Below are 15,571 nucleotides of genomic sequence, written 5' to 3'. Positions count from 1 at the left end.
CCTCTCGCTCCGACGCGTCGCCGGCTACTGCCCCGGCGCGGAACCGCTGGCGGCGGCCTCCGCGTCCTCGGGCATCTCGTCGTGCGGTTCGGTCTGGTGCATGTCGTCGGCGAGCGCGGCCGTGAGCTCGTGCGAGGTGAACGGGTCGGCGCGCCGGATGTCGATGACGTGACCGGTCAGCTCGGACACCAGCACCCGCAGGGCGGCCCGGGCGACGGTCTCGGACTCGAGCAGGCTGTCAGCCGGTTCCTGGCCGAAGGCCTTGGTGCGCATGGGGGTTCCGGTGCGCTCGGGGTTGACGCAGTTGACGCGCACCCCGGAGACGGCCCACTCGTCGGACAGCGCCTGCGTGAGGTTGACCGTGGCGGCCTTGGCCGAGGAGTAGAGGCTGTAGCCCGAACGGCCACGGGTGTACGAGCTCGACGTGAACAGCAGCAGGGCTCCACCGGACTCGCGCAGGTAGGGGTAGAACTCCTGGGCGATGAGGATCGGCGCGATGTAGTTGACCTCGGTCGCCGCGTAGATGGTCTCCTCGGTCGTCTCCTCGAGCGTCCCGCGGGGCAGCACCCCGGCGGTGTTGACGACGAAGTCGACGCGGCCGGTCTCCGCGAGCACCTGCTGGCGCGCGGCGACGATGTCGGCGCGGCGCTCGACGTGGGTGCGGGTGCCGGACCGGCTGAACGCGCGCACGGTGGCACCGAACCGCTCCGCGAGCGAGACGATGTCGGCGCCGATGCCGTAGCTGCCGCCGAAGACCACGACGGTCTTGCCGCGCAGCACCTCGCCGAACTCGTCGTCGGTGTGGTCCTGCGGGAGGTCGTGGCTGGTGAGCTGGAAGAGCTTGTCGGCGAGGTAGACGTCGATGGGCTCGGTGACCTTCATGTTGCGCTCGTCGCCCGCGACGACCGCGATCGGCACGTCGGGCAGGTAGCGCAGGACGACGGTGCAGTCGTCGGTGGCGGTGAAGTTCGGGTCCTGGGACGCGAGCTCGTACGCGCGCGAGATGACGGACTTGCGGAAGCCCTGGGGCGTCTGGCCACGGCGCAGCTCGGACCGCTTGAGGACGTCGCTGATCTCGCTCTGGTCGGTGACCGAGATGATCGTGTCGGCGGACGGGATAGCGGTGTCGACGGCCTCGTACGTCTCGAGCGCGGCCACGCAGTCGCGGACGATGCGCTCGCTGAGCAGAGGTCGCACGGCGTCGTGGAAGAGGACGTTGCACTCCTCGGCGCCGAGCGCCTGCAGCGCGCGACCGGTGGTGCCGTTGCGGGTGTCGGCGCCCTCGAGGATCTGGGTGACCTTGGTGTAGTCGCCGTTGGCGACGATGGCGCGCACCGGGTCGAGGTACCCGGGGGTCATCATGACGATGATCTCGTCCACGAGCGGGCTGCTGTTGAGCACCTCGATCGTGTGCTCGATGATCGGCCGTCCGGCGATCTTGATGAGCTGCTTGGGGATGCTGAGTCCCACCCGGCTCCCGACTCCACCGGCAAGGACCACGGCAACCGTGCGCAACGCTGTCACGCGCCAGACCCTACCGGCTGTGGCGCGAGCGGCTGTCAGCCCCGCGCGGTGCGTCGAGCAGCGAGAGGACCGCCCGGGCGAACGCCTGGTCCCCCTCGGCCCCGACGTAGTGGCGGCGCACCGCCACCCGCTCCTCGCGCAACGGGTCGTCGCCGAGCATGCGGGCCAGCACTGCCGGCAGCTCCGCCAGGTCCGGTGCGACGAGGTATGCCGCCCGTGCGACCGGGTTGCGCGTGGCGAAGTCCGGCTCACCGTCGGTGACCAGCGCCAGGGGCTTGCCCGAGGCCAGGAACTCGGTCACGACGCTGGACAGGTCGCCCACCATCGCGACCACGCGGTTGGCGCTGCCCGCGAACGGCTCGTCCACGCCGTACACGTGGGCACGTCCCGTGGCCCGGGCGTCCGCGGCGAGCAGCTCCTCCACCGCGGCGACGTGGCCGCGTTCGGTGGCGCGGGTGCGCGAGAACGGGTGCGGGCGGAACACGACGGGACCCGGCAGCTCGAGCAGGGCGCGCACCACCTGCACCCCGTGGCTCAGCGAGGAGTAGGACGAGTCGTCGTTGTAGCCCTGCCACGTGGGCGCGTAGAGCACGGCACCGGCGGGGCGACCGTCCGAGGAGCCCGCGACGGTGTCGACGGGCTCCACCGCGGCAGACTGCGGGTTGCCGACGACGACGAACTTGTCGGCGGGCACCTGCACTCCGTGCCGCGCGTACCGTTCGACCGCGGCCTGCCCCGCGACGAAGACGAGGTCGTACATGGCGTGCGCGGGGTGGTGCGAGAGCGCCTTGTCCGACTCGCCGTGGCCGAGGTAGACGTGGGTCAGCTGCCGGTAGGTCACGAAGTCGGCGTTGGCCGCGACGCTGTTGACGTAGAACGCCGCGCGCAGGCTCGGGACGACCACCCGGTCGAGGTCTCGCCACGTGGGGCACGCGACCACGGGAGCCGTCGTCACCTCCGCGAGCGGTGCGAGGGCCGCCGGGTCGCGCGTCACCACGAGGAACGGTCGGCCGAGCGCCTCGAGGTGGGGCAGCCACATCTGCAGCTGGTAGGCGCCACCACGGCGGGCGGTGTAGAGGACGAACTCCGGCGCCACCTGTGCCACCGCGCGACCGAGGGCGGCTGCGGCGGCCGGCCGCGCGGCATACGCGCGCAGCGCCTGGGCCGTGGCGAGCAGGAGGGGCACCCCCTGGACGACGGCGGCCACGCCGAAGACCCACGGCGTCAGCGCCCCGGCCGCCGCGACGAGGACGAGCAGGAGGGCGACGAGGGCCGCCGGGACGACGAACCGCGCCACGGCGACGGTGGGCGGCGTCCAGCCGGGGAGCTGGACGGCGGCGGGGACGGGGAGCAGCCGGCGCAGGACCGGCTCGACGGCGGTGGCCACCAGCAGCACGCCGCCCACCAGCCAGACGAGGGCGTCGTCGGGGCGCTGCGCGACCCAGGCCGCGGTGAGGGCCGTGAGGGCCAGCAGCCGGGGCACGGTGAGCCACCCCGGGGTGGCCGGGCCGTCGGCGGCGGACTGGCGCAGCACCGCACGGAGGGTGTCGGACCACGACCTCACAGCGGGCACCGCCAGCACGGCAGGCCTCGCGCGGTGGTGGGCATGCGGTCCTCTTCGGTGCGGCGGCAGGGCCCGCGCAGCATATCGCCAGCGACCCGGCCGGCCCCGGATCCCGCGGCGCCGGGGTCGGGTGCCCGGCACTGCGTCGCGCCGCTCGTATGCTGTCGCCCATGACCCCAGCGACGCGTCGGCCCGTCCACGGTGCCGTACCGGGGCCCCCCGTGACGATGGCGCGGCGCTGATGGCCCTCGGTTCCACCACGTGGCTCGAGGCCGCGCCGGTCGTGGCCGTCGCCGCGCTCCTGCTCGTGCTCCCCGGAGCGGTGGGCGCCCGCCTGGCCGGGCTCCGCTGGGCCACGGCGCTGGGAACCGGTCCCCTGCTCACGACGACGGCCGTCGCCGGGGGCGGCATCGTCGCCGGGATCGTCGGCGTGGACTGGGGCGTCGCCACCCTGGCGGTCAGCGTGCTGGTCCTGCTGGCCGGCTGCGCCGTGGTCGGCCTGCTGCTGCGGTCCCGCCCCGAGCCCGACGGAACCGGGACGACCGACGGTCCCGACGACGGCCGCTCCGCGGCGTCGGACGGGTCGCCGTGGTCGCTGCTCGTCGGGGTCGCCGTCGCCCTGGTCGTCGCCGTCCTCGTCGTGGTCCCCGAGACCGCCCGTCCCACCGCGTTCCCGCAGAGCCCCGACACGATCTTCCACCTCGGCACGATCCAGTGGATGCTGGCCGGCCACGACATCTCGGCCCTGCACGCCGGCGGGTACGCCTCCCCCAGCGGCACCGGCTTCTACCCCGCCGCCTTCCACGGGGTCGCCGCGACCGTCGCCCAGCTCACCGGTGCCACCCCCGTCGTCGCAGCCTCCTGCGTCGCGCTCGCCCTGGCCGGGGTCGTGTGGCCGATCGGCCTGCTCGTGCTCGCCCGTCGCCTCTTCGGCTCCGGGTGGGCGACGACCGTGTGCGCCGCCCTGGCGTCGGTCGCCTTCGCCGCCTTCCCCTTCTGGCTCATGGGGTACGGCGTGCTGTGGCCCAACCTCTTCGGCCAGGCCCTCCTGCCCGCGGCGCTCACCCTGCTGCTCGCCGCGGTCGACGGCCCGGTCCGTTCTCGCTCGCTGCTTCTCGGCCTCGCCGGCCTGCCGGGACTGGCCATCGCCCACCCGAACGCCCTGATCTCGTTCGTCCTCATCGGCGCCCTCGTCGTCGTGGCCGCCCTGCTGCACCGTGCCTGGCTGCTCCGGTCCACGCGACGCGGGGCGAGCGCCCTCTCGGTCGGGGCGGCGCTCGTCGTCCTGCTCGGCCTGTCGGCCGCCTGGGTCGCCGCCACCGTCGTCTCCGTCGGCATGCGCTCCTCGAACCCCCCGGGCAGGGAGATGAGCAACGCCAAGGGTGTCGTCGACGTCCTGTTCCTCTCACCGCGCGCGCTCTCACCGCTGTGGGTCGCGGGGCTCGTCGTGCTCGTGGGGCTGGTCGTCCTGGTCGTCCGACGGCAGCACCTCTGGGTCGTGCTCGCCCACCTCGGCGTGACGGCGCTCTACCTCGCGATCGCCCTGGTCGACGACGGTGCCACCCGCCTCCTCACCTGGCCCTGGTACAACAACAGCCCTCGACTCGGGGCCCTCATGGTCCTGCCGGCCGCCCTGCTCGCCACGGCTGCCCTGACCGCGGCCGCCGGCTGGCTGGGCACCCGGATGGGCACCCGGTTCGGTGGAGGCGCGTCGCCCGAGGCGTCCGCCGGGTCGTCGCGGCGGGCCACGTCGGCCCTGGCCGCGACGGCGCTCGTCGCGGTCGCCTTCGTCGCTGCGACCGCCGGGGCCGACGTCGGCGCAAGCCGCCACTCGCTCACGGGGTACTTCTCCGCGCCGGCCGACGAGTCGTGGGCCAGCGAGGCCGACCTCGAGGCGCTGCGCACCCTCGGCGCCAAGGTGCCCGCCGGAGCCGTCGTCGCCGCGAACCCGTGGCAGGGCGGCAGCTACCTCTACCTCACCAGCGACCGGCGCGTGCTGTTCCCCACGGAGAAGGTCTGGTCCGAGGGCGGGGACCTCGAACTGCTCGGCGCCGACCTCGACCGTGCCGCCGAGGACCCGGCCGTCTGCCAGGCCGCCGCGCGCCACCGGGTGGGGTACGTCCTCACCGGCGGTTCGTCGATGACCGACAGCCGTGGGCAGGAGCGGCGCTACGCCGGGATCGACGGGGTCGCAGACGCGGCCGGCTTCTCCGTCGTCGGCCGAGCCGGCGACTACACCCTCTACCGGATCGACGCCTGCCGCTGACCCCTTGCCGAGGGCGTCAGTCGATCCGGACCCGGCTGGTCAGGAACCCCCAGCCCCAGCTCAGGTGCATGGTGGGCAGCACCAGCGGGAGCCACAGGCGGTCCGCCGGCTCCAGCCTGCGGTCACCCACGGTGAGGCCCCCGACCGTCGTCGCCACCAGGTATGCCGCGGGCACCAGCCACAGGGGCCACCACAGGAAGCCGCCGACGAGTCCGACGACCACCCCGAGCAGGGCAGTGGGCGGGGCGAGGTAGCGGGCGTTGATGGTGCCGGCGTGGGTGCGGGCCACGACCCGGCGCCACCGGCCGTAGTCGCGGTACTGCCGCGACAGGGCGCCGAGGGTGGGGCGCGGCCGGTACGCGACCCGCAGCCGTGGTGAGAACCAGATGAGCCCACCGGCCTCGCGCAGGCGGTGGTTGAGCTCCCAGTCCTGCGCTCGGACGAAGCGCGGGTCGTAGCCACCGGTGCGGTCCAGCCACTCCCGCCGGAACACCCCCAGGTAGACCGTGTCGGCCGGGCCGGACTCGCCTCCCGTGTGGAAGCGTGCCGAGCCGACCCCGAGCCGCGAGGTCATCGCCGCGGCGACCGCCCGCTCGAACGACGTGACGCCCTCGGCGTCCATGAGTCCGCCGACGTTCGCCGCGCCGGTCTCCTCGAGCAGCTCGACGGCCGTGCGGACGTAGTCGCGGTCGAGCACCCCGTGGCCGTCGACCCGGACGACGACGTCCACGTCGTCGAGCGCGGCGATGGCCGCGTTGAGCGCCTCCGGGGTGCGGCCCGACGGGTTGGTTACGGTGCGCACGCGGGGTTCGCGCGCGGCGATCTCCCGCGCGATGGCATCCGTCCGGTCCTGGCTGGGCCCGAGGGCGAGGACCAGGTGCACGGGTCCGTCGTAGTCCTGGCCGAGCACGGAGTCGACGGCCTCGCCGAGGTGGCGCTCCTCGTTGAGGATCGGCATGACCACCCCCACCCGGGCAGGACGGGGCAGGGCGCCCGGGACGTCGGGTTCGAGGGCGTCGTCGCGCTCGAGGGGGTCACCGGGCCCGGGGGCCGGGGACTCGGAGGCCGGGGACTCGGAGTAAGGGGACTCGGAGGCAGGGGGCGTGCTGGTCATGAGGTTGCAGAGCATACGGAGGAGAGATCGCTCTCCGCCGCGTTGCCGGCCGCCTTGGCCGGGTCCTGCACCGCGGTCCCCGGCTGGGCGACGGGCCTGCTGGGCGCCGGGGTCGCGGCCGTGGCCTTCGCGGTGGCCGCCGGCTTCTTCGCCTTCGCGGGCTTCCCCGCGCCCTTCTCCGACGCCTTGATGGTCGAGGCGACGGTGCGGGTGATGACGCCCGGGTCGTAGTCCCACGGCTTGATCAGGGGCGGGACGAAGTTCACGCCGCGGATCTTCTGCGAACGCGCCTTCATCGCCAGGTCGGCGAACCGGCCGAGCTCGGCCTGCGGGAGGTCGGTCTGGATGAGGCCGGAGCTGGCCGAGGCGATCTTCTGGAAGCGCAGCAGGACCGTCTCGGGGTCGAGCTGGGCGGACATGGCGGTGAGGACGCAGCGCTGGCGGGCCATCCGCTCGTAGTTGGTCGAGCCCTGGCGCGAGCGGGCGTACCAGAGGGCGTGGTACCCGTCGAGGTGCTGGCGGCCGGGCTCGATCCATCCCATGATCGGCGAGGTGCCGCCGCCGATGGGCGTGCGGTACTTCACCGTGACGTCGAGGCCGCCGACTGCGTCGACCATCTTGCGGAAGCCCTTGAGGTCGACCATGACGTAGTACTGGATCGTCAGGCCACTGAGGGCCTCGACGGCCTCGCGGGTGGCGAGCACGCCGGGGTTCGCGGTGCCCGCCGGGAACTGCGAGGCGTGGTCCTGGGCCCAGGTGTAGAGGCCGTTGAGCAGGCACTTGTCGCCGCAGTTCCAGCCGTCCGGCATCAGCCGGGCCATCGTCGAACCGGGGCGGAAGTCGATGTTCTCGGTGTCGCGGGCGAAGCCGAACGTGACGGGGGCGCCGGTCTGCGCGTCGATGCTGACGAGCTGGATGCTGTCCGGGCGGGTGCCGACGCGGTCCTTGCCCGTGTCGGCGCCGAGCAGGAGCACGTTGTAGCGACCGTCCACGGCACCGACGGCCTCGCCGTCGCCGAACAGGGCCCCCAGGGCGTCCTTCCCGGCACCCACGCTGCTCGCGGCATACACGAGGCCTCCGGAGGTGACGACGAGCATCACGGCCGTGACCGCGGTGAGCATCCGGCGGGCCCGGATGACCAGGCTGCTGGGGCGGCCGAGCCGCCACGCGTCGACGAAGAGCAGGGCCCACAGGCCGGCGAACCCCAGGATCAGCCACTCCAGCGCGCCGAGCACCCAGGACCGGCCCAGCAGGCCGATGACGAACGAGTGGCTGGCGAGGAACACGACTCCCAGGACGGCCACGAGGCCGATGAGGGCCAGCCACACGCGCACGGCGAACCGGCCCAGGCGGCGGTTCCCCGCGACGAGCTGGGCGCTGCCCGGCACGACGAGGGTGAGCAGCACGAGGGTGAACGCGCGACGGCGGCGCATGCCTGCGTTCAGCACGTCGGCGTCGGCGAGGGTGCGGTGCGCACGGCCAGAGACGTACACGCCGGCCTCGTCGTCCACGGGGGACGGGGCTGGGCTGCGGCTCATGGTGGACCAGTATGAAGTGGGGCCAGCGTGATTCCTGTGACGCGTGTGATCGTGCGAGTGTCGTGGCGAGGTCTGGGATCGGTCAGGGCCTGGTCAGGTCCCGGTCAGGGTTTCGGTGCGTCGCGCGACCGGCTGGGCCGGGCGCACCATCTCGGGTCGAAGTCGGACGAAATCCCGCCCGTGCCGCCGCGCCGTTTTGCCACGCCCGCTCCCCGCAGCGGACACTGGCGGGATGAGTGGACGCCACACCGGGCCGGACGACGCCCGCCCGATCCCGCAGCGCGGCGACGCCGACCCCACGGCCGGGTGGGAGGACGACCCCGACGACGTGTACGTCGTCGACGTGCGCGGCCGCAAGCAGGGCCGTGGCCCCGGCTCGGGCGGCGGCCAGGCCCGCAACCAGGCTCGCAACCAGGCGCGGAACCAGGCTCGGGACACCGGTGCGCGCGCCCAGTTCGGCGCAGCCGCCACGGCCCCTGCCGACCGGGCCCCCCGGACACCGCGCCAGTCCGCCGCTCCCCCGCCGTCCGCTCCCCCGGCCGGTCCCCGCGCGCCGCAGGAGCCGCGCGGACCCCGCGAGCCCCGCCGGCGCCGCCGACGGCCGGTCGCCCTGCTCGTGGGCCTGGTCGTCGTGGCCTGGCTGGCGTTCATGGCCTTCACCCCGCTGCACGCGTGGAACTCCGTCAGCAAGGTCGACACCACCCCCGCCGGCACCCGCCCGGCCCAGAGCAAGGGGTACAACTACCTCCTCGTCGGGTCCGACAGCCGCGAGGGCCTGACCAAGGCCCAGAAGAAGGAGCTGGCCACCGGCAACGCCGTGGGCCGCCGCACCGACTCGATCATCCTCGTCCACGTCCCGGCCGGGGGCGGCAAGCCCGCGCTCATCTCCCTGCCGCGCGACAGCTTCGTGCCGATCCCGGGCCACAACAGCAACAAGATCAACGCGGCCTTCGCGTTCGGCGGCCCGAACCTGCTCGTCCAGACCGTCGAGCAGGTCACCGACCTGCACATCGACGGGTACGTCGAGATCGGGTTCGCCGGGTTCGCCTCCGTCGTCGACAGCGTCGGCGGGGTGAACATCTGCGTGAAGTTCGCCATGAACGACAAGAAGGCCGGCATCAACCTCAAGAAGGGCTGCCAGCTGCTCGACGGCCGCAACGCCCTCGGCTACGTCCGCGCCCGCTACTCCGACCCGCGCGGCGACATCGGCCGGGCCGAGCGCCAGCGCCAGTTCCTCGCGGCGATCATGAAGAAGGCGCTCACACCGTCGACGGTCCTCGTGCCGACCCGCTACTGGGGGTTCTCCCACGCCGCGGCCCGGGGCCTCATCGTCGGTCAGGACACCTCGATGCGCGACGCGAGCCGCGTGCTGCTGGCGATGCGCGCGGTCTCCAACGACCAGGGCCTGAGCCTCGTGGTCCCGCTGCAGAGCCTGAACTACCAGACCAGCGCCGGCAGCTCGGTCAAGTGGGACACCCCGCGGGCCAAGGCGCTGTTCACGCTGCTGCGCAACGACACCCCGCTCGAGTCCCCGCCCGAGGGCACCGACGGCAAGCCCTCCGGCGGCTGACCGGTATGGCGCGCGGCCGGCTCAGCGCGTGCGGCGCCGACCGTTCACGGTGACGCCCTACCGCGACTCCGTCCGGTCGGCCGTCGCCAGTGCGGCCGAGGTGTCGCGCATCCACTCGAGCTCGCGCGAGACGTACTCGACGATGTCGCCGGTCTTGAGGTGCCCGGGGAGCACGTCCCACGTGTAGGTCTCGATCTCGAGGTGGTCCGAGAGGTCGAGCTCGGCGTGCACCCGCAACGCTGCCTCGATGCCGGGGCGGGTCGTCCGGAACGGACCCAGGTCGTCCAGGAACACCGGCACGTGGAAGTGCGTGCGCCACTCCCGGTCACCGCCCGGGTCCTTGCGCCACGCCGCGATCGCGTCGGAGAGGTTGAGCATCCGCGTCAGCTCTCCCCCGCGGGACTCCGTCGTCTGGCTGAGGTAGATCGTGTCGGTGAACGCCTCCAGCGCCTCGACCGTCTCCGCGTCCACCGTCGGGACCCACAGCGCGGCAGCCGCCTGGAGCTTGAAGATCGGCACCCCGGCGTCGACCAGCGAGTCCAGCGACACCGCGATGTCCTCGAACTCCACCGACTGGTGGCAGATGTCGAACACGACACCGAGGTGGCGACGCAGCGCGCCGATCGCCTCGCTGACGGGGAGTCCGCTCAGCCTCGCGAACGTGACCAGACCAGCGCGTGACCAGATCCGCTCCTGGAAGTACGTGATCGTTTCTGCCGTGGTCTCGAGGTAGCAGTAGGGCTCCGGCTCGAGGGCGAGCTTCACCCGCCGGCCGGTGCGCTGCTCGAGGTCGACAAGGTGGGCCACGACCCGAAGGAGGTTCTCGGTCAGGAGCACGACATCGGCCTCGGAGGTCACCTTGGGGCGGAACGCCAGCGGGGCCGTCTGGATCGAGGGCGACACCGACTCGGGGGTGATCTCGGCCAGGATGTCGGCCACCTGGCAGGTGTAGTCGACCCGCTCCTGCGTGCTCCAGTCGGGCTCGTAGACGTCCTCCATGACGCTGCGGCCCTTGAACGGACCGTGGGGGAACGCGTTGACGGTGTAGACGTACATGTCGTGCTCGTCGAGCCAGTCACGCAGCCGCTTCCGTTCCACGGGATCGCTCGTCAGGGTCCGGGCGGAGGCACCCGAGATCCGCAGGGACACGGCATACGGCTCGTCCGGGGAGACTCGCGCCTTCACCTGCGGCGCATAGGTCTCGAGGCTCTCGCGCATCTCCTCCCAGGTGTCGCCGGGGTGGACCAGCGTCGAGTAGGCGAGGTGGTGGGTCCGGGTGGGACTGGGCATGGGGTCTCCGAGCTTCTGCTGGTGGACGGACGGCTAGGCGCGGGAGTGTGCCCGGCGGACCACGTCCCGGAGGAAGGCGAGGGCGGCCTCCCTCGAGACGGTCCCCGGGTCGTGGCTGAGGGCCACGGAGGACCGCTGGCGGATGGCGATGCCGGGTGAGCCGTCGGCATCGACCACGACCACGCGTCGGGTCGGGGTGCCGAAGACGATGGTCGCGACCTGACCCGGCGGGGGTTCGGCGACCTCGAAGAGCACGTCGGTGTCCTGGAGGAGGCTCACCGTGAAGCCGGCCCCGGGCGGGGGCTCGCCAGCGGTGGCCCCGGCGAGGAGCCGCTGGGCGACTCCCCCGACGTTCAGCTCACCGGCCTGCGACAGCAGGCAGGAGGTGGTGCCGGACCCGGTCGACCACGAGACGGCCAGGTCGCCCGCGTCGGCGCCGGCCCCGGGGGCCAGGAGCGAGGGGTGACTGCGCAGGGCACCAGCGACTGCTGCGACGACTGCCGCCGCTGCCGAGCCGGGCACCGGGACGGACGCCTGGTCGGAGGAGCCGACCCACTGCGCCGCAGGGACGTCCACCTCGGCGACCAGGGTGCGGAACGCACGGTTCGCAGCCGGGGCGGAGCTCCTCGCCAGGCTCGGCAACGGCTCGGTGGCCGCCGCAGTCGACACGCGCTGGGGCGCGGCCCGGGTCGGTACGGACACCGGCGCCTCCGGAGAGGGAACGGGTTCGGGGGCGGCGTGCCGGGCGGCACGCTCCACGTCGTCGGGGGTGACCCGGCCTGCAGGCCCCGTCCCGGTGAGGGAGGCGAGGTCGACGCCGCTGTCGTGTGCGAGCCGCCGCACCCGCGGTGAGTGCCGGTGGCGCGGCCCGCCGGCGGGCGGGGAGGAGCGCTCGCCGCTGGGGGGTGACGGCGAGCGCTCCTCGGCCGCCGGCTCGACGGGCGGTGCACCCGTGGCCTCGGCCCGCTGCCCGGGCGATGGAGCACCGGGCGCGACATGGGCGAGGACCGTTCCGACGTCGACGGTCTCGTCCTCGCCGACGACGATCTCTGCCAGCACGCCGGCGGCCGGCGAGGGCACCTCGGCGTCGACCTTGTCCGTCGAGATCTCGAGCAGCGGCTCCTGGTCGGCCACCGCTTCGCCCACCTGCTTGAGCCACCGCAGGACGGTTCCCTCGGCGACGGTCTCGCCGAGCTGGGGCATCGTGACGGCGACCCGCCCCTCCCGTCCTCCGGTCACGACTGCAGCGCCTTCTCGATGGTGGTCGCGATGCTCTCCTCGGAGGGCATGACGAGGTCCTCGAGCGAGTCGGCCGAGGGGAGCGGGATGTGGGGGGTGGTGATCCGCTGGATCGGGCCGTCGAGGTCCCAGAAGCACTCGTCGCTGGCGAGGGACGCGATCTCCGCTCCCCATCCCAGCAGCTGCGGGTTCTCCTCCACCGTGAACAGCCGACCGGTCCGCGACACGGACCCGAGGATCGTCTGCGTGTCCAGCGGGACGAGGGAGCGCACGTCGATCACCTCGACGTCCATGCCCCGCGCGGCCAGCGCCTCGGCCGCGGCCAGGGCCCGCGGCACCATCATGCCGAGCGACAGGATCGTCGCGTCCCTGCCCGGGCGACGGACCTTCGCGGTACCCAGGGAGTCGATGATGTCGCCGTCGGGGACTTCGCCCTTGGACGCGTACAGGCCCTTGTGCTCGCAGAAGATCACCGGGTCGTCGTCACGGATGGCCGCGGCCATGAGGCCGACGACGTCCTCGGGGGTCGAGGGCGTGACGACCTTGAGGCCGGGGATCGCCATGGCCCAGTTCTCGATCGACTGGGAGTGCTGCGCACCGAACCGCAGGCCACCACCGTTGCCGGTCTTGATGACCAGCGGCAGGCTGACCTGGCCGCCGGTCATGTACCGCGTCTTGGCGATCTGGTTGACGACGATGTCCCAGCAGACGGCGAAGAAGTCGGAGAACATGATCTCGGCGACGGGGCGCAGGCCGGTCATGGCGGCGCCCATGGCCGCTCCGAGGATGGCCTGCTCCGAGATGGGGGTGTCGACGACCCGGGTGGGGCCGAACTCGTCGAGCAGGCCCACGGTCGTCTTGAACACCCCGCCCGCGCCGGCCACGTCCTCGCCGACGAGCAGGACGCGCTCGTCGCGTCGCATCTCCTGGGCGATCCCTCGTGCGACGGCGTCGCGGTACGTCAGTTGCGCCATGACCAGCCTCCATCCGCCCAGAGATCCGTGAAGGCGCTTTCCGGTGCGGGCAGGTCACCGGCGATCGCTTCCTGGGTGGCGGTGTCGACCGCGGCCAGCACCTCCGCGTCGATCGCGAGGAGCTCGTCGGCGGACACACCGAGCCTGATGAGCCGGTCGCGGTAGACGTCGAGTGGGTCGTACGCCTTCCACGCCTCGACCTCCTCGCTGGGCCGGTACTTGCCCGGATCGGCGCGGGAGTGGCCGCCGTGGCGGTAGGTCACCGCCTCGATCAGGCTGGGGCCGTCCCCGGCGCGAGCCCGGTCCAGCGCCCGCCCGGCGGCCAGGTAGACCTCGTCGGCGTCGTTCCCGTCGATCAGCACCGGCTCGAGGCCGTAGGCCGACGCACGGTCGGCGGCCGGCCGCTCGACAGCAGTGATGTCGAAGATCGAGGTGTACTCCATGTACATGTTGTTCTCGCACACGAAGACGACCGGCAGCTTGTACACGGCGGCGTAGTTGAGGGCCTCGTGGAAGGCGCCGATGTTGGTGGTGCCGTCACCGAAGAAGCACACGGCGACCTGGCCGGAACCGCGGTACTGGGCCGACCACGCCGCACCGTTGGCGATCGTGAGGTGGGCACCGATGATCGCGTAAGAGCCCATCATCCCGTGCTCGACGCTGGTGAGGTGCATCGATCCACCCTTGCCACCGAGTAGCCCGTTGGCGCGGCCCAGGAGCTCGGCCAGGACGGGGGTCATGGGGACGCCACGGGCGAGCGTGTGGGCGTGCCCGCGGTAGGTCGCGAAGGTGTAGTCGTCGCGGCGCATCGCCTGCCCGAAGCCGGCAGCAATGGCCTCCATGCCGAGCGAGAGGTGGCTGGTGCCCTTGACCAGCTGCTTCATGAACAGGTCGTAGGCGCGCTTCTCGAAGACACGCATCTCGCGCATGCTCCGGTACAGGCCCGTGCGCACGGCCAGGTCGATGTCGTCCCCGTCGTGCCGGGTCTGGTCCTGCGGTGGCAGGACGGACGCGTGCTGTCCGTAGACGTGGTCGGTCAGTGGTGACCTCATCGGCTCTCCTCCCCCACGCCGACGACCGACGTCGACCTGGTGCGGTTGAGGTGGGACTGGCTGTCCCGCACCGTCGGCAGGTAGCCGCCGGTCGTGTAGTAGCGCTTGCCCGCGACCAGCAGGTCCTCGGCGGGGAACTTCGTGATGACCTCGCACCCGTCCTTGGTCACGACCAGCTCCTCCTCGATGCGCGCGGCGCCCCACCCGTCCGCGGACGGCCAGTACGTCTCGAGTGCGAAGACCATGCCCTCCTCGAGGGTCTCGGGGTGCTCGAGCGACGTCATGCGGCTGAAGATCGGCCGCTCCCAGATCGACAGCCCGATGCCGTGGCCGTACTGGAGGGCGAAGGCCGCCTCCTCGTTGGCGAACCCGAACTCCTGCGCCGTCGGCCACACCGAGACGATGTCTGCGGTGGTGGCGCCGGGCTTCACGAGGTCGATCGCGCGGTCCATGTACTCGCGGCAGATCGTGTAGGCGTCACGCAGGCCGCGCGACGCGCTGCCGACGGCGAAGGTGCGGTAGTAGCAGGTCCGGTAACCCATGAAGCTGTGCAGGATGTCGAAGAAGGCCGGGTCGCCGGGCCTGATGATCCGGTCGCTGAAGACGTGCGGGTGGGGTGCGCAGCGCTCGCCGGAGATCGCGTTGACCCCCTCGACGTGCTCCGACCCGAGGTCGTAGAGCACCTTGCTCACGAGGCCGACGCACTCGTTCTCCTTGATCCCGGGGCGCAGGAAGTCGTACAGCTGCTCGTAGGCTCCGTCGACCATCGACGCGGCTTGGGTCAGCAGCCCGATCTCGTCGCGGGTCTTGATCCGACGCGCCTCGAGGAAGACCTGCTGCCCGTCGACGACCTCGTGCCCTGCGGCCTTGAGCGCTGCGGCGACAGGGGGTTCGACGATGTCGACACCGACGGCCTGGCCCTCGAGCCCGAAGTCGCGCATCACCTCGGCCACCTTGCGGGCGACGTCCTCGGCGCGACCTGCCGCCGGCGAGATCGCCCCGCGCAGCGTGGAGATTCCGGCCCTGGAGCCGTAGCGGTCACCGCGCCCGGCGGCGCGGTGCGGCTCGTCGAGCCACTGTGCCTGCAGGGTGTGGTGGCTGGCGGCGGAGCCGAAGTCCCACAGCACCGGGTCACCACCGCGTGGCAGCAGTGCGAAGCGGATCATCTTGTCCATGGCCCAGGTGCCGATGTGGGTGCTGGTCATGTACCGGATGTTGTGGAAGTCGAACGTCAGCAGGGCACCGAGGTCGGAACGGTCGAGCTCCTCCTTGAGGCGCGCCAACCGCTCGGACCGCAGTCGGTCCATGTCCAGGCGGTTCTCCCAGTCGACGGCGTTCGTGCCGTATGTCGGCGAAACCATGAGTTCTCCTCGGGTCTGTGCAAGAAAAGTCGGGGGCGGGTGGCACGGGTGGGGTGCCGAGCGGGGTCGGCGGGGGCGA

11 protein-coding genes are annotated in these 15,571 nt (G+C 72.5%); 2 read left to right on the top strand and 9 right to left on the bottom strand.

The window, feature by feature from the left end:
• Window positions 1-24: 24 nt before the first annotated feature.
• Both ASC58_RS06260 and ASC58_RS06255 read right to left on the bottom strand, forming a co-directional pair.
• Entirely contained in the window at window positions 25-1,524 is a 1,500-nt protein-coding gene (locus tag ASC58_RS06260; protein ID WP_082553012.1) for a bifunctional cytidylyltransferase/SDR family oxidoreductase, read from the bottom strand.
• A gap of 10 nt (window positions 1,525-1,534) precedes the next feature.
• The gene (locus ASC58_RS06255) at window positions 1,535-3,058 is read right to left on the bottom strand and encodes a CDP-glycerol glycerophosphotransferase (protein ID WP_157598383.1); all 1,524 of its coding nucleotides are present in this window, start codon (window positions 3,056-3,058) and stop codon (window positions 1,535-1,537) included.
• A 271-nt stretch (window positions 3,059-3,329) separates the two neighbouring features.
• Between ASC58_RS06255 and ASC58_RS06250 the strand changes: the two genes are divergently transcribed.
• On the top strand, window positions 3,330-5,354 hold the full coding sequence (locus ASC58_RS06250; RefSeq protein ID WP_056918696.1) for a DUF6541 family protein: 2,025 nt from the start codon (window positions 3,330-3,332) through the stop codon (window positions 5,352-5,354).
• A 16-nt stretch (window positions 5,355-5,370) separates the two neighbouring features.
• On the opposite strand, the gene ASC58_RS06245 is transcribed toward ASC58_RS06250, so the two are convergent.
• A complete protein-coding gene (locus ASC58_RS06245; protein WP_162246824.1) occupies window positions 5,371-6,468 on the bottom strand; it encodes a glycosyltransferase family 2 protein in 1,098 nt (365 codons plus the stop codon).
• Window positions 6,465-8,006: an LCP family protein gene (locus ASC58_RS06240; RefSeq protein ID WP_082553011.1), complete on the bottom strand. Its 1,542-nt coding sequence runs from the start codon at window positions 8,004-8,006 to the stop codon at window positions 6,465-6,467. The genes ASC58_RS06245 and ASC58_RS06240 overlap by 4 nt, the downstream gene beginning before the upstream one ends.
• A gap of 232 nt (window positions 8,007-8,238) precedes the next feature.
• On the opposite strand from ASC58_RS06240, the gene ASC58_RS06235 reads away from it, so the two are divergent.
• Window positions 8,239-9,576 (top strand): LCP family protein, encoded by a 1,338-nt coding sequence (locus tag ASC58_RS06235; protein WP_082553010.1) that lies wholly within the window; start codon window positions 8,239-8,241, stop codon window positions 9,574-9,576.
• Between the two features lie 57 nt (window positions 9,577-9,633).
• Here the strand turns inward: ASC58_RS06235 and eboE are convergent, their stop codons facing one another.
• The 5 genes from eboE to ASC58_RS06210 are packed head-to-tail and all read right to left on the bottom strand — an operon-like array spanning window position 9,634 to window position 15,492.
• A complete protein-coding gene (gene eboE / locus ASC58_RS06230; RefSeq protein WP_056918695.1) occupies window positions 9,634-10,866 on the bottom strand; it encodes a metabolite traffic protein EboE in 1,233 nt (410 codons plus the stop codon).
• 33 nt (window positions 10,867-10,899) lie between these two features.
• Entirely contained in the window at window positions 10,900-12,105 is a 1,206-nt protein-coding gene (locus tag ASC58_RS06225) for a biotin/lipoyl-containing protein (protein WP_056918694.1), read from the bottom strand.
• Window positions 12,102-13,079: an alpha-ketoacid dehydrogenase subunit beta gene (locus ASC58_RS06220; RefSeq protein WP_056916829.1), complete on the bottom strand. Its 978-nt coding sequence runs from the start codon at window positions 13,077-13,079 to the stop codon at window positions 12,102-12,104. Before ASC58_RS06220 ends, ASC58_RS06225 begins: the two co-directional genes overlap by 4 nt.
• Window positions 13,067-14,131, bottom strand: a complete 1,065-nt coding sequence (locus ASC58_RS06215; protein WP_056918693.1) for a thiamine pyrophosphate-dependent dehydrogenase E1 component subunit alpha — start codon at window positions 14,129-14,131, stop codon at window positions 13,067-13,069. Before ASC58_RS06215 ends, ASC58_RS06220 begins: the two co-directional genes overlap by 13 nt.
• On the bottom strand, window positions 14,128-15,492 hold the full coding sequence (locus ASC58_RS06210; RefSeq protein ID WP_056916827.1) for a Xaa-Pro peptidase family protein: 1,365 nt from the start codon (window positions 15,490-15,492) through the stop codon (window positions 14,128-14,130). Before ASC58_RS06210 ends, ASC58_RS06215 begins: the two co-directional genes overlap by 4 nt.
• Window positions 15,493-15,571 lie beyond the last annotated feature (79 nt).

Origin of the sequence: Phycicoccus sp. Root101 (assembly GCF_001426245.1) — a bacterium.
Lineage (GTDB): Bacteria > Actinomycetota > Actinomycetes > Actinomycetales > Dermatophilaceae > Pedococcus.
This window is presented reverse-complemented; position numbering and strand designations above follow the sequence as displayed.